The following is a 12,547-nucleotide window of genomic DNA, read 5'->3' on the forward strand; positions in this document are numbered from 1 at the left end:
CGGAGCTTCCCGTGACCCGAGCCGGATTTTTCCGACTGCTGCTTCTGTCCGTGCTCGTGACACCCGGACTGCTTCACGCCATCCCGACGCTTGCCGCCGACGCGTGGAACGTCGAACGTCTGATGTCGATGCTCGGCAGACAGGCCGAGGGGCGCGCGACCTTCACCGAGCGCAAGTATCTCGCGGTGCTGGACGCGCCGGTCGAGTCGTCGGGGGAACTGCGTTTTCGCGCGCCCGACCGCCTCGAGAAGATCACGCTGAAGCCCCGCCCGGAGTCGCTCGTGCTCGAAGGCGACACGCTGACGGTCACGCGCGGCGAGCGCCGGCATGTCGTCAAGCTCTCCGATTACCGCGAAGCCGCGGCCTTCGTCGACAGCATCCGCGCGACGCTCGCTGGCGATCGCGGGACGCTCGAACGCACCTATGCGCTGACGCTCGGCGGGACGGCCGAGCGGTGGAAGCTGACGCTCCTGCCGCGCGACCCGGCGATGGCCGAAGTCGTCTCGCGCATCTCGATCACCGGCAGCCGTGCGCAGCTCGGCGAGATCGAGATCCTGCAGGCCGACGGCGACCGTTCGGTGATGCGGATCGCCGCGGCGGCGCTCCGATGACGCGGCGCTTTTCGGTCGCGCTGATCGCGTGGCTCGCGTTCGTCGCCGCGTGCGTCGCGGTGATCGGCGAGACCCGCTTCACGAGCGACCTCTCGGCCTTCCTGCCGCGCACGCCGACCGCCGAGCAGCAGGTCCTCGTCGATCAGTTGAAGGATGGAATGGTGTCGCGGCTGTTGCTGATCGGCATCGAAGGCGGCGACGCGAAAGCGCGGGCCGACGTCTCGCGCGCGCTGGCCCGCAGCCTGCGGTCGGACCCCGCGTTCGGCGTCGTCGAGAACGGCGAGCCGGTCCATCGCGAGCGCGATCGCCAGCTGCTGTTCGAAAACCGCTACCTGCTGAGCCCCGCGGTGTCGCCGCAGCGCTTCACCGTCGAGGGCCTGCACGAGGCGATCGGCGAATCGATCGATCTGCTCGCATCCCCGCTCGGCTTGCTGACGAAATCGCTGCTGCCGCGCGACCCGACCGGCGAAACCGTGGTGCTTCTCGAAGCGCTCGACGCCGGCCGGCGGCCGGCGAGCTTCGACGGCACCTGGGCGTCGCCCGACGGGCAGCGCGCACTGCTGCTCGCGCAGACCGCGGCGGCCGGCTCGGACCTCGATCGCCAGCAGGACGCGATCGCGACGATTGAGCGCGCGTTCGCGCACGCGGTCGCCGACGCGCCGGCTTCCGCCGCCGACATGCACCTCCTGCTGTCGGGCCCGGGCAAGTTCGCGGTCGCCTCGCGCGCGGCGATCGAAGGCGAGGTCCTGCGCCTCGCGCTCGTGTCGACGGCGCTGATCGTCGCGCTGCTGCTCTTCGTCTATCGCTCGGCGACTGCGCTCGCGCTCGGACTGCTGCCGGTCGTGTCCGGCGCCTTGGCCGGCCTCGTCGCGGTCAGCCTCGGTCATGACGTCGTGCACGGGGTCACGCTCGGCTTCGGCACGACGCTGATCGGCGAAGCGGTCGACTACGCGATCTACCTGTTCGTGCAGTCCGGGCACGCCGACGAGGCCGGGGACCGGCGGAACAACGGGGGCGCGGCGCTGTGGCGCACGATCCGGCTCGGCGTGCTGACGTCGATCGGCGGTTTCGCCGCGTTGATGTTCTCGGGATTTCCCGGCCTCGCGCAGCTCGGGCTGTACTCGGTCGCCGGCCTAGTCGCCGCCGCCGCCACGACGCGCTTCGTGCTACCCCATCTCGTGCCGCCGGGGTTCCGCATCCGCGACGTGAGCCCGCTCGGCGAGCGTCTCCAGTCGCTCATCGACGCCGCCGGCCGGCTGCGTGGGGCGGTGCTCGCGCTCGCGCTCGCCGCCGCGGTCGTGATCCCGCTGCACCGCGACGGCGTCTGGAATCACGAACTTGCGGCGCTGAGTCCGGTGCCGGCCGGGGAGCAGGCGCTCGACGCCGCGCTGCGCGCCGACCTCGGCGCGCCCGACGTCCGCTACCTGGTCGTCGTCACCGGCGGCGACCGGGAGGCCGCACTGAACGCGGCCGACGCGGTCGGGCAAGGGCTGCAGCCGCTCGTCGCCGACGGCGCGATCGGCGGCTTCGAGAGTCCCGCGCGCTTTCTTCCGGCGCAAGCGGTCCAGCAGGCGCGGCGCGCGAGCCTGCCCGAACCTGGCGAGCTCGCCGACCGTCTCGACGCGGCGACCGCCGGCCTGCCGCTGCAGCCGGGGCGGCTCGCGCCTTTCGTCTCCGACGTCGCGGCCGCGCGCGCGGCCCCGCTGCTGACCCGCGCCGACCTCGATGGCACGAGCTTCGCGCTCGCAGTCGACTCGCTGCTCGTCGCCCAGCGCGACCGCTGGACCGCGCTGCTGCCGCTGCGCGCACCGGCGGCCGGACCTCACGCCCACGAGCTCGACGTCGCAAAGGTGCGCGCCGCGCTCGGGTCGCTCGCGTCCGCACCGGCGCTCCTCATCGACATGAAGGGCGAATCGGACCGGCTGTACGCGGACTATCTGCGCGAAGCGGTCCTGCTCGCACTCGCCGGCGTCGCGGCCGTCGTCGTGCTGCTCGGCGTCGCGCTGCGCTCGGTGCGCCGCGTGCTGCGCGTCCTCGCGCCGCTCGTCGCGGCGGTCCTCGTCGTCGTCGCCGGACTCGTGCTCGCCGGCGTCGCGCTGACGATCCTGCATCTCGTCGGCCTGCTGCTGATCGTCGCGGTCGGCTCGAATTACGCGCTGTTCTTCGACAGCGCCGACGCGTTCGCGCGGCCGTCGCCGCGCACCCTCGCGTCGATGCTGTTCGCGAACCTGACGACCGTCGTCGGCTTCGGCGTGCTCGCGTTTTCGTCGGTGCCGGTGCTGCAGGCGATCGGCGGCACGGTCGGCCCGGGCGCGGTGCTCGCGCTGCTGTTCTCGGCGATCCTCGCCGGCGGGCGGGCGGATCGCCGCAGCGCCGAGCCGCGGAGCGCGACGCCGTTGTCGGCATCCGGACGGTGAGCCCGATGCCGCGTCCGTGGAAGCCGACCCCGCTGATCCGCGTCTCCGCCGCGCTGCACGCTGCGGCGGCGGCGGGCCTGCTGCTGCGGCCCGAAGCGTGGCCGTGGGTTGTCGGCGCGCTCGCCGTGAATCACGGCGCGCTCACGGCAGCGGGTCTCTGGCCGCGAAGCCGGCTCCTCGGCCCGAACTGGATGCGGCTTCCGCCCACTGCCGCCGCACGCGGCGAAATCGCGCTGACGATCGACGACGGGCCGGACCCGGACGTCACGCCGAAGGTGCTCGACCTCCTCGACACACATTGCGTCCGCGCGACCTTCTTCGTGATCGGTGACCGTGTCCGCCGCCACCCGGCGCTCGCCCGCGCGATCATCACGCGCGGCCACGGCATCGAGAACCACAGCGAGCGGCACTTCGAGACGTTCTCGCTGCACGGGCCGCGCTGGCTCGAACGCGAGATCCGCGCTGCCCAAGCGACGATCGCGGACGCGTGCGGGGTCACGCCGCGCTTCTTCCGCGCCCCCGCCGGGCTGCGCAATCCCTTCCTCGAACCGGTGCTCGCGCGCCTCGACCTGCAGCTCGCCGCGTGGACGCGGCGCGGCTACGACACGCGCAACGGCGACGCCGCGGCGGTCGCCGGCATCCTGCAGAAGAATCTCGCGGCCGGCGACATCCTGCTGCTGCACGACGGCAACGCCGCGCGCTCGCCGCAGGGCCGGCCGGTCATCCTCGACGCACTGCCGCTGCTGCTCGCCTCGATCAAACAGGCCGGCCTGACGCCGGTCACTCTCGACGCCGCCCGAACATGACCGATTCCTTCGTCCCCACCCTCCTCGACCGCGCGACTCACGCCTACCGCCGCGCGGGGCGCTTCGCCTACCACTTCGCGCGCGGCAAGCTCGGCGGCGATCCGATCTTTCGCCACCTGCTGCAGCACGGGCTGCTGCCGTCCGACGCGCGCGTTCTCGACCTCGGCTGCGGTCAGGCGGTGTTCGCGTCGTGGCTGCTCGCCGCACGCAAGCTGTATGACGCCGGGCACTGGCCGCACGACTGGGCGGTGCCGCCGCGCATCGCGCACTTGCGCGGTGTCGAGCTGATGCCGCTCGACGTCGCGCGCGCGCACCGCGCGCTCGGCGACGATCATCCCCAGGTCGAGATCGTCCGCGGCGACATCCGTGAAGTCGATTTCGGACAGGTCGATGCCGTCACGATCCTCGACGTGCTGCATTACCTCGGGTACGACGAGCAGGAGGACGTACTGCGCCGCGTGCGCGACGCGCTGCCCCGCGGCGGGCGCCTCATCACGCGGGTCGGCGACGCGGACGGCGGCTGGCGCTTCCGGGTCGGCAACGCGGTCGACCTGTGCGTCACGTTCGTGCGCGGACACCGCCTGCCGACGATGTATTGCCGGCCGCTGCGAGACTGGACCGCGCTTCTCGAACGGCTCGGGTTCTCGGTGCGCGCGGTGCCGATGAGCCACGGGAAACCGTTTGCAAATGTGATGCTGGTCGCGCAGTTGCCCGCATAGGAGATTCGCCGCGCGAGTCCCGCGCGGGCCGCGAATCGGGCCCCTCCCGTCGGGCGGCCTGCCGACGCGGGCGCCCTGGCGCCGTGACGGACTCCCCCCAACGGTTGCATCTCCGACGCCGGGCGGCGCGCACCGTTTGCTAAAATGCCGCCTTTTCATGCATTTCCGAGGCGCCGTGACCCCGCTGCTGATCTCCCGCTACACCGCCACGACCTGTCTCGGCCGGGGGCTGGAGCCGCTGTGCGACGCGTTGCTCGCCGGACGTTCCGGCCTGAAACCATGCGACTTCGAGACCGTCGAACTCGACACCTGGATCGGCGAAGTCGAGGGCGTCGACGATGTCGTGTTGCCGCCGGCCTTGGGGGCCTTCGACTGCCGCAACAACCGCCTCGCGCTGCTCGGCCTGGAGCAGGACGGCTTCGCCGCCGCGGTGCGTGACGCGGTCGAACGCTTCGGCCGGGAACGGGTCGGCATCTTCCTCGGCACGAGCACGGCCGGCATTCTCCAGACCGAACTCGCCTATCGGCGCCGCGACCCGGTGACCGGCGCGCTCCCCGCGGATTTCCGCTACGCGGAAACGCACAACCCGTATTCGGTCGCCGACTTCGTCCGCGCGTTTTTCGAACTCGGCGGCCCCGCGGTCGCGGTGTCGTCGGCCTGCTCATCGAGCGCGAAAGTGTTCGCGTCCGCCGGCCGGATGATCGCCGCCGGCCTGATCGACGCGGCGGTCGTCGGCGGCGTCGATTCGCTGTGCCTGACGACGCTGTACGGCTTCAACTCGCTCGAGCTCACTTCCGCGCGGGCCTGCCGCCCGTTCGACCGCGAGCGCGACGGCATCTCGATCGGCGAAGCCGCGGCGTTCGCGCTGCTCGAACGGATGCCGGACACCGCGCGCGCCCTCGGCGACGACGCGACCCTGCTGCTCGGCGTCGGCGAATCGAGCGACGCCTACCATATGTCGTCCCCGCACCCGGAAGGCCTCGGCGCGCGGCGGGCGATGGAGGCGGCCCTCGCGGCGGCGAGCCTCGCGGCGGGCGACATCGACTACATCAACCTTCACGGCACCGCGACACCGAGCAACGACGCGGCCGAGACGAAAGCGGTCACCGCGCTGTTCGGCGCGGCGACGCCATGCAGCTCGACGAAAGGCGCCACCGGCCACACGCTCGGCGCGGCGGGCGGGGTCGAAGCGGTCATCGCGGCACTCGCGCTGCGCGGCGGCTTTCTCCCCGCCGGCGTGAACACGCACGTTCCCGAACCGGGGCTCGATTACCTCCTCGCGACGCGGTCGGCCCCCGTGCGGCGCGTGTTGAGCAACTCGTTCGGCTTCGGCGGCACGAACTGCAGCCTGATTCTCGGCAGCGCGAAATGACCCGTTCGGTCCGTCCCTCTCCCTCCGCGTTCGTCACCGGCATCGGCGTCCTCGGCCCCGGCCTGCCGGACTGGCCGGCCGCCGCGGCGATCCTCGCCGGCCGCGCGTCGTGGTCCCGCGAAAAGACGGTGTTGGTCGCACCCGAGCTGCTCCCCGCAGCCGAGCGCCGCCGTTCGGTTCGCGTCGTCAAGCTCGCGTTGAGCATCGGCCTCGAAGCCGTCGCGTCGGCGCACGCGAACGCCGCGGAGCTCGCGACCGTGTTCGCATCCTCCGGCGGGGACGGCTACAACTGCCATCACCTGTGCGAGACGCTCGCGTCCGACGACCGCCAGATCTCGCCGACCCGCTTCCACAACTCGGTGCACAACGCCGCGGCCGGGTACTGGAGCATCGCGACCGGCGCGACCGCGCCGTCGGCGGTGCTCTGTGCGTACGACGGCAGCTTCGGCGCGGGCCTCCTCGAAGCACTCGCCCAGGTCGCGGTCGACCGCATCCCCTGTTTGCTGATCGCGTACGACGCCGATTACCCCGAGCCGCTGTTCGCGACCCGCCCGGTGCCGGACGCGTTCGGCGCGGCGCTGCTGCTGACGCCGGAACCGGGGCCGGCGTCTTTGGGCCGCATCTCGGCAACACTTACCGACGACGGCGCCGACGCACTGGCCGATCCCGCGCTCGATGCGCTGCGCCGCTCGATTCCGGCCGCGCGCAGCCTGCCGCTGCTCGGCGCGATCGCGCGTCGCGAAACCCGCCGCGTCGTGCTCGACTATCTCGACCACGCCCGGCTCGCGGTCGATTTCAGCGCATGAGCTTCCCGCCGCAAACACTCACGCGCGACGCGATCGCCGCGCGGATTCCGCACCAGGGGCGGATGTGCCTGCTCGATCGCGTACTGGAGTGGGACGAAGGCACGATCCGGTGCCGAGCGTCGAGCCACCGCGACGCCGACAATCCGCTGCGCGCTCCGTCGGGCCTGCCGGCGACGAGCGGAATCGAGTACGCCGCACAGGCGATGGCCCTGCACGGCGCGCTGCTCGCGTCCGCCACGGGCGCGCCGCGCGTCGGCTACCTCGCGAGCGTGCGCAGCGTGACGCTTCACGTCGGGCGCCTCGACACGGTCACCGACGACCTCGACATCCGCGCCGAGCGCGTCACCGGCGACGATCACAGCATTCTCTACACCTTCGCGGTCGAGGCCGCGGGCAAACCGCTCGTCTCCGGACGCGCCGCGGTAGTCCTCAAAGCCGACGCGCGCCCGAACGCGATGCCCGGGAGCCGGCCTTGAAACACGCCCTCGTCACCGGCGGCAGCGGCGGCATCGGCGCCGCGATCTGCCGCCGTCTCGCCGCCGACGGCTGCCACGTGGTCATCCACGCGAACCGCAATCTCGATCACGCCGCCGCGCTCGCGGCCGAGATCACCGCGGCCGGCGGCAGCGCCACCGCGCTCGCGTTCGACGTCACCGACGCCGCGGCGACGTCCGCCGCGCTGGCGACGCTGCTCGCCGGCGCGCCGATCCAGATCCTCGTGAACAACGCCGGCATCCACGACGACGCGGTGTTCCCGGGGATGCGGCCGGAGCAGTGGCAACACGTCATCGACGTGTCGCTGAACGGCTTCTTCAACGTCACGCAGCCGCTGACGATGCCGATGATCCGCACGCGCTGGGGCCGCATCATCACGATTTCCTCGGTCGCGGCGATCACCGGCAACCGCGGCCAGGCGAACTATGCCGCCGCGAAGGGCGCGCTGCATTCGGCGAGCAAATCGCTGTCGCAGGAGCTCGCGAGCCGCGGGATCACCGTGAACGTCGTCGCGCCGGGGATCATCGACACGACGATGAGCGCCGGCGCGTTCGATGCCGCCGCGGTCGCGCGCCTCGTGCCGATGAAGCGCGCCGGGCGCCCCGACGAAGTCGCCGACCTCGTTGGCTTTCTCGCGTCGGACCGCGCGGCCTACATCAGCGGCCAGGTCATTTCGATCAACGGCGGGATGATCTGACGAGGCGGCGCGCCGCGAGCAGCGGCAACCGCGCGAGAAAGCCGAAGAAAAGCCGCGTGTGCATCCACGTCAGCAGCAGGTTGTCGCGCGCGTAGTTGAAGTGCGACACCCCGCCTTCGTCGGCGCGGAAATACCGCACCGGCGCGGGAAGATTCACCGGCGGCACGCCCTGCCAGCCCATGCGGACCACCGCCTCCGGGTCGAAGTCGAAGCGCCGCATCCAGCGCTGGCCGCGCATCACGCGGATCAGCGGCAGGATCGGATAGACGCGGAAGCCGAACAGCGAGTCGCCGATGCCCATCCACAGCGTCTCGAGGTTCGCCCACCAGTTCGACACCTTGCGCCCGCGAACCCGCAATGCCGGCGCGCTCGCGTCGAAAACGGGCAACCCGAGCACCATCGCGTCGGGGCGCGCGACCGAAGCGGCCATGAATTGCGGGATCAGGTCGGCCGGATGCTGTCCGTCCGAATCCATCGTCAGCACGTGAGTGAAGCCTTCGGCGGCGGCGAGTTCGATGCCGTGGAGCACCGCGGCGCCCTTGCCGACGTTCTGGGGCAGCACGATCACGCGCAGGCCGGGGTCGCTCTCGGCGAGCGCTTGCAAGCCTTCCGCCGTGCCGTCGGTACTGCCGTCGACGACGACCCACACGGGCATCCACTGCTGGCGCGCCTCGTGCACCGTCTGGTACACCTTCGGCCCCGGATTGTAGCTCGGGATCAGCAGCAGGTGCGTCGTCGCCGGATAGGCCGTGTTCATCGGATCGGCGCTTCGCTTACGCGGTCACGGACGACGGCGTCACACGGGCCTGCACCGGCAGGTCGGGCAGGTCCGCGTCGATGAGCTCGCGCGCGAAATAGCTTTCCAGCTCGCGCATGAAGCCCTGCACGTCGCGCGGCGGGTCGAAGCGCTTGCCGAGCCGCACGCGGTAGGTGACGGGCATTTCCGGCTTGCGGAACAGCGGCCAGCCCTTGCACAGGTAAGGCGAGCGCGTCTCGATGAAGATCGTCTGCACCGGCACCTTCGCGCGGCGCGCGATCAGGCCGACGCTGCTCATCATCGGATTGACCGGCCGCCGCACCGTGCGCGTGCCTTCCGGAAAGATCAGCAGATGGCTGCCGGCGGCGAGGTCGGCGTTCGCGCTCATCACCATCCGCAGCGGCGAATCGTTGCGGATGTAACGGGCGAGACGCGCGCCGGCGCCGAGAAAGACGTTGTCCATCAGACCGGCTTTCAGGATGCACGCGACGTTCGGCAGCCGCGAAATCACCATCACCGCGTCGAGCAGGCAGGGATGGTTCGGCGCGAGGATCAGCGGCCCTTCCGCGCGAAGCGCATCGAGCGCTTCGAGATCGAAGCGGCACGCGCCGATGCGGGTGAGGAAGCGGGTGTAACTGCGAAACGCCATCGTGATCACGAGGCGGCCGAGGCGGCGCGCGCGCGCGGCCGGTAGCAGCGGATGCAGCACGATCGCGAACGGCGTCCAGGCGAGGCACATCGCGCCGAGGTAGCCGAGACCGGCATACAGCAGCACGTATTCGTACAGGGTGCGCAGGCGTCCCGCGAGCGCCGGGCGCTTATTCGACATCGTCGGTCTCGACGCGCCGCGAGGATTCTCCGATCAGCCAGGTCACGGCGAAACCGGCGGCGAAGTAGTGCCGGGTCTTCACGAGCGGACTGTCGACGAAGGTGGCTCCCGCGAGGTTGTCGTAACGCACGAAGCCGCCGATCCACCAGGATGGATAACGCTTCCACAGCGCCGCGAGAAACTGTGTGCCCGCGTAGCCGCCGTGCGCCTCGTACTCCGGTCGCCCCGGTCTGGCGAATCGCGGGGCGACTTCGTAAAAGTAACGGTGCTGGCGCCGGTCGCCGAAGATCGGGCCGGCGACGAGCCCGAGCGTCCAGCCGGCAAGATCGGCCGGATTGCGCCAGTCGAAGTTGAGCTGGGGCGTGAATTGCCAGCCGGTCGAGCGCGGACTGCTCTCGAGCGTGACGCCGACCCGCAGCGGCAGACGCACGCCGAGCCGGTGCCGCTCGTCGCTCGACTCCCACAGCTCGACGTCCAGCGACGGTCCGATCTCGACGGTCGGCTTCAGGTCCGGCATCCCGTCGCGCGCCTCGACGTCGTCGCTGCTGGCGGGCGGGGAGGCCGCAAGGCTGAGGCTGAGTTCGGCGCGTTCGCTGTCGAAGAAGGTCCCGCGGATGCCTTTCCGGTCCGCCTTCAGGAAGTCGCCGCGATAGATCACGTACGGCACCGGCAGCACCCACTGGCGGCTCTCGTCCGAGCCGCGGTACGCGGGGAAATGCAGCACGCCGACGCCGGCGCCGAGTTCCCACAACGGCTTTTCGGCCGCCCCCGCGGGGCCGGACAGGCCCGCTGCGAGCGCGACGGCGCCGAGTATCCCGAGCGCCGGGCGGCGCTGTATACCGGCCCCCGTCCGCGCCGGCCCGCCCGCCCCGGCCGTGATCCGGCTCGAACCTGCTTCTGAAACCATAGCTGCTCCGGATCGATCCGAATGACGCGAAACCTGGGAATTATACCGGCTGAGGCAGCGGCCGGAACGACGCCGGCCGCCACGGAGGAAGTAGTTCACGCCCCCGCGGCCGGCAGGTCGCGGAAGCCGCCGAAAAGCGACGGCGCAGAACCCCGGGATGCCGGAGCAACTGCGCCAAGGTCCGCCGCGGCGCCGCGGGCGTGACCGCAGCGGGACCGATCAAGGCAGGTCGCGCACCCGGAGGAAGCGCGGAAAGCGCGGCATTCCCTTTGCGGTGAGCTCGCGGTAGCGGTACGTCACCGTCGCGCCGATCGCCGGCGGATCGCGGCGCTGCCGGTCGGTGAAACCGGTGCCGATGCGGAAACGCTTCCCGTCGGGCGACTCGACTTCGAGCGCGCCCAGCATCCCCTTCAGCCGCCCCTTCCCGGGCCGATGCGCGACGACCCGCGCTTCCGCGTCGAGCCACGGCGTCAGTTTCAGGAGGACGTCGCTGCGGCCCGCGACCCACTTCGCGTCCGCGCGATGGAGCATCAGCCCTTCGCCGCCGGCTGCGACGACGTCATCGAGCCGGCGGCGCAGCGCCTCCCGGTCGGCGACGCGGAACTGTTCGACCGCCTGCAGCCACGCCGGCCCGCGCGCGGCGATCGACGCGATGGCCGCGCGCCGTTCGGTGAAGCTCCCCGGCGCCTGCGGCAGCTCGAACACCATATAACGCACCTGCCGCCATTCCGCGTCGACCGGCTCGCGCTTGCGCACGACGCCCGACAGCCGCTCGAACGCGCCGCGCGCGATCCACAGCTCGCCGTCGAGCGCCTGTCGCGGCAAGCCTGCGACGAACCATGGCGGGGCCGCGATCGCGAGCCCGCTGCGAAAGCGCAGCACCCGTCCGTCCCACAACGCCCGCACGCCGTCGAGCTTCTCGCTGACCCAGTACGCCGCCGGATCGATTTCGTCGCGATACACCGCGGCGAGGGTCGGGGCGGGCACGGACGGCGGCTCGCCCCGCGCCACCGGCGCCGACCCGAGCACGAACGCGGCGAAGAGGACGGCCGGCAGGCGTCGCGCCAACGCCGAACCATACGCTGCGCGGGCCGCAGCGGGCACGAAGGTCCGCCCACCCCGGAGAAGCACGAAGACATGCAAAACGAGCGGGATCATCGGTGACGGCGCGGCGCAAAACATGACGTTAGAATTTTATCGCCATGTGCGCCGGCTAGGGCATTTGTTTCGACAGCGCGTCGATGTACGCGTCCACCTGCCCCCGCAAATGGTCCCGCTGTTCCTGCGTCGCGCCGTTGATGAGTTCGACATAGAGCGCGCTGTAATCGCGGATCAGCCGGGCGACCCGCGCGAGCTCGCCGGGACTTCGGCCGTGGTCCCAATCGACCACCCAGCGCTTCAGCGGTGCGACCACCGCGGTGCTGTCCATCCGCGTGCGCGTCGCCGTCGCGTCACCGCGTAACAGCGCGAGGAATTCCGCCTGGCGCCGCAGCCGGTCGGCGCGCGCCGCGCGGTAGTCGATCGGGATTTCGTCGAGCCGCGACCGCAGCCATGTGCGTTGGGCCGGATCGAGGCGGCCCAGCCACTCCTCCGCACGCTTCGTGGCACGTTCGATACGCGCGTCGCGAATCTCCTCGGGCGACGCGTCGATCCATTCCTCGACGAACTCTTCGTCGACGTCCGCGAGCTTGCGCTCGAGCGTCGCGAACTGCTCCGGCCGCAGCGTCGGGATCAGGTCCGCCGATTCGTCGACGGTGCGCGCGGCCGCCTTACGGTAGTGGTCCTCCACCGCGCCGACCAGCCACTTCGCGTCCGCGAGCGAGACTTCGCCGTCGGTCCTCCGCCTCGCCTCCCGGAGCGTCGCGATGACGCGCGGCAACTCCTCGCGCCGGTGCCACGCATGCACCCGCTCGAGCCGCTGCTCGAACTCGGCCCGCTGCGCCGGATCGAGGTCGAAATAGCTGCCCGCGCGCCAGCTGATCAGCGTCGGCGCGTTGCGATACGCGAGCGTCGGCATGCTGCAGCCCGTCGCGACGAGCACGACGCAGCACAGCGCCGAAATCAGTAGCAGGACGGTCGGGCGATGCGAACGCATGAGAGTTCAGAGCGGGCGTCGCCCGTCCGGTTCCAG

Annotated in this window: 13 protein-coding genes; 8 read left to right on the forward strand and 5 right to left on the reverse strand. The window is 71.3% G+C overall.

Annotation, left to right across the window (positions count from 1 at the left end; genetic code table 11):
* Positions 1–11 precede the first annotated feature (11 nt).
* From V6M37_RS09455 to fabG, 8 genes are all read left to right on the forward strand, one after another.
* Positions 12–611 (forward strand): LolA-related protein, encoded by a 600-nt coding sequence (locus tag V6M37_RS09455; protein WP_332672628.1) that lies wholly within the window; start codon positions 12–14, stop codon positions 609–611.
* Positions 608–3,028, forward strand: coding sequence for an MMPL family transporter (locus V6M37_RS09460; RefSeq protein ID WP_332672630.1), 2,421 nt, complete (start codon positions 608–610; stop codon positions 3,026–3,028). The genes V6M37_RS09455 and V6M37_RS09460 overlap by 4 nt, the downstream gene beginning before the upstream one ends.
* A gap of 5 nt (positions 3,029–3,033) precedes the next feature.
* Positions 3,034–3,834, forward strand: a complete 801-nt coding sequence (locus V6M37_RS09465; RefSeq protein WP_332672632.1) for a polysaccharide deacetylase family protein — start codon at positions 3,034–3,036, stop codon at positions 3,832–3,834.
* Positions 3,831–4,553, forward strand: a complete 723-nt coding sequence (locus V6M37_RS09470; RefSeq protein ID WP_332672633.1) for a class I SAM-dependent methyltransferase — start codon at positions 3,831–3,833, stop codon at positions 4,551–4,553. The genes V6M37_RS09465 and V6M37_RS09470 overlap by 4 nt, the downstream gene beginning before the upstream one ends.
* Positions 4,554–4,728: 175 nt before the next feature.
* Positions 4,729–5,925: a beta-ketoacyl-[acyl-carrier-protein] synthase family protein gene (locus V6M37_RS09475; RefSeq protein WP_332672635.1), complete on the forward strand. Its 1,197-nt coding sequence runs from the start codon at positions 4,729–4,731 to the stop codon at positions 5,923–5,925.
* Complete coding sequence (locus V6M37_RS09480) at positions 5,922–6,731, forward strand: beta-ketoacyl synthase chain length factor (RefSeq protein ID WP_332672637.1); 810 nt, start codon at positions 5,922–5,924, stop codon at positions 6,729–6,731. Before V6M37_RS09475 ends, V6M37_RS09480 begins: the two co-directional genes overlap by 4 nt.
* Positions 6,728–7,207: a hotdog family protein gene (locus V6M37_RS09485; protein WP_332672639.1), complete on the forward strand. Its 480-nt coding sequence runs from the start codon at positions 6,728–6,730 to the stop codon at positions 7,205–7,207. Before V6M37_RS09480 ends, V6M37_RS09485 begins: the two co-directional genes overlap by 4 nt.
* Positions 7,204–7,923: a 3-oxoacyl-ACP reductase FabG gene (gene fabG / locus V6M37_RS09490; RefSeq protein WP_332672640.1), complete on the forward strand. Its 720-nt coding sequence runs from the start codon at positions 7,204–7,206 to the stop codon at positions 7,921–7,923. Before V6M37_RS09485 ends, fabG begins: the two co-directional genes overlap by 4 nt.
* Here the strand turns inward: fabG and V6M37_RS09495 are convergent.
* The 5 genes from V6M37_RS09495 to V6M37_RS09515 form a co-directional block, all read right to left on the reverse strand.
* Positions 7,904–8,680 (reverse strand): glycosyltransferase family 2 protein, encoded by a 777-nt coding sequence (locus V6M37_RS09495; RefSeq protein WP_332672642.1) that lies wholly within the window; start codon positions 8,678–8,680, stop codon positions 7,904–7,906. The genes fabG and V6M37_RS09495 overlap by 20 nt on opposite strands.
* Positions 8,681–8,696: 16 nt before the next feature.
* Entirely contained in the window at positions 8,697–9,509 is an 813-nt protein-coding gene (locus V6M37_RS09500; RefSeq protein WP_332672644.1) for a lysophospholipid acyltransferase family protein, read from the reverse strand.
* The gene (locus V6M37_RS09505) at positions 9,499–10,416 is read right to left on the reverse strand and encodes a MipA/OmpV family protein (protein WP_332672646.1); all 918 of its coding nucleotides are present in this window, start codon (positions 10,414–10,416) and stop codon (positions 9,499–9,501) included. Before V6M37_RS09505 ends, V6M37_RS09500 begins: the two co-directional genes overlap by 11 nt.
* Positions 10,417–10,635: 219 nt before the next feature.
* On the reverse strand, positions 10,636–11,484 hold the full coding sequence (locus V6M37_RS09510; RefSeq protein WP_442881008.1) for a DNA ligase: 849 nt from the start codon (positions 11,482–11,484) through the stop codon (positions 10,636–10,638).
* A gap of 145 nt (positions 11,485–11,629) precedes the next feature.
* Entirely contained in the window at positions 11,630–12,511 is an 882-nt protein-coding gene (locus V6M37_RS09515) for a DUF6279 family lipoprotein (RefSeq protein ID WP_332672648.1), read from the reverse strand.
* Positions 12,512–12,547: the final 36 nt, after the last annotated feature.

This window comes from Aromatoleum sp., assembly GCF_036675785.1.
In the GTDB taxonomy this organism is placed as follows: domain Bacteria; phylum Pseudomonadota; class Gammaproteobacteria; order Burkholderiales; family Rhodocyclaceae; genus Aromatoleum.

Coding starts and splice junctions, on each gene's coding strand:
- V6M37_RS09485 (WP_332672639.1), top strand. CDS start 6,728: ATGAGCTTCCCGCCGCAAACACTCACGCGCGACGCGATCGCCGCGCGG.
- V6M37_RS09515 (WP_332672648.1), bottom strand. CDS start 12,511: ATGCGTTCGCATCGCCCGACCGTCCTGCTACTGATTTCGGCGCTGTGC.
- V6M37_RS09465 (WP_332672632.1), top strand. CDS start 3,034: ATGCCGCGTCCGTGGAAGCCGACCCCGCTGATCCGCGTCTCCGCCGCG.
- V6M37_RS09500 (WP_332672644.1), bottom strand. CDS start 9,509: ATGTCGAATAAGCGCCCGGCGCTCGCGGGACGCCTGCGCACCCTGTAC.
- V6M37_RS09460 (WP_332672630.1), top strand. CDS start 608: ATGACGCGGCGCTTTTCGGTCGCGCTGATCGCGTGGCTCGCGTTCGTC.
- V6M37_RS09480 (WP_332672637.1), top strand. CDS start 5,922: ATGACCCGTTCGGTCCGTCCCTCTCCCTCCGCGTTCGTCACCGGCATC.
- V6M37_RS09495 (WP_332672642.1), bottom strand. CDS start 8,680: ATGAACACGGCCTATCCGGCGACGACGCACCTGCTGCTGATCCCGAGC.
- V6M37_RS09470 (WP_332672633.1), top strand. CDS start 3,831: ATGACCGATTCCTTCGTCCCCACCCTCCTCGACCGCGCGACTCACGCC.
- V6M37_RS09505 (WP_332672646.1), bottom strand. CDS start 10,416: ATGGTTTCAGAAGCAGGTTCGAGCCGGATCACGGCCGGGGCGGGCGGG.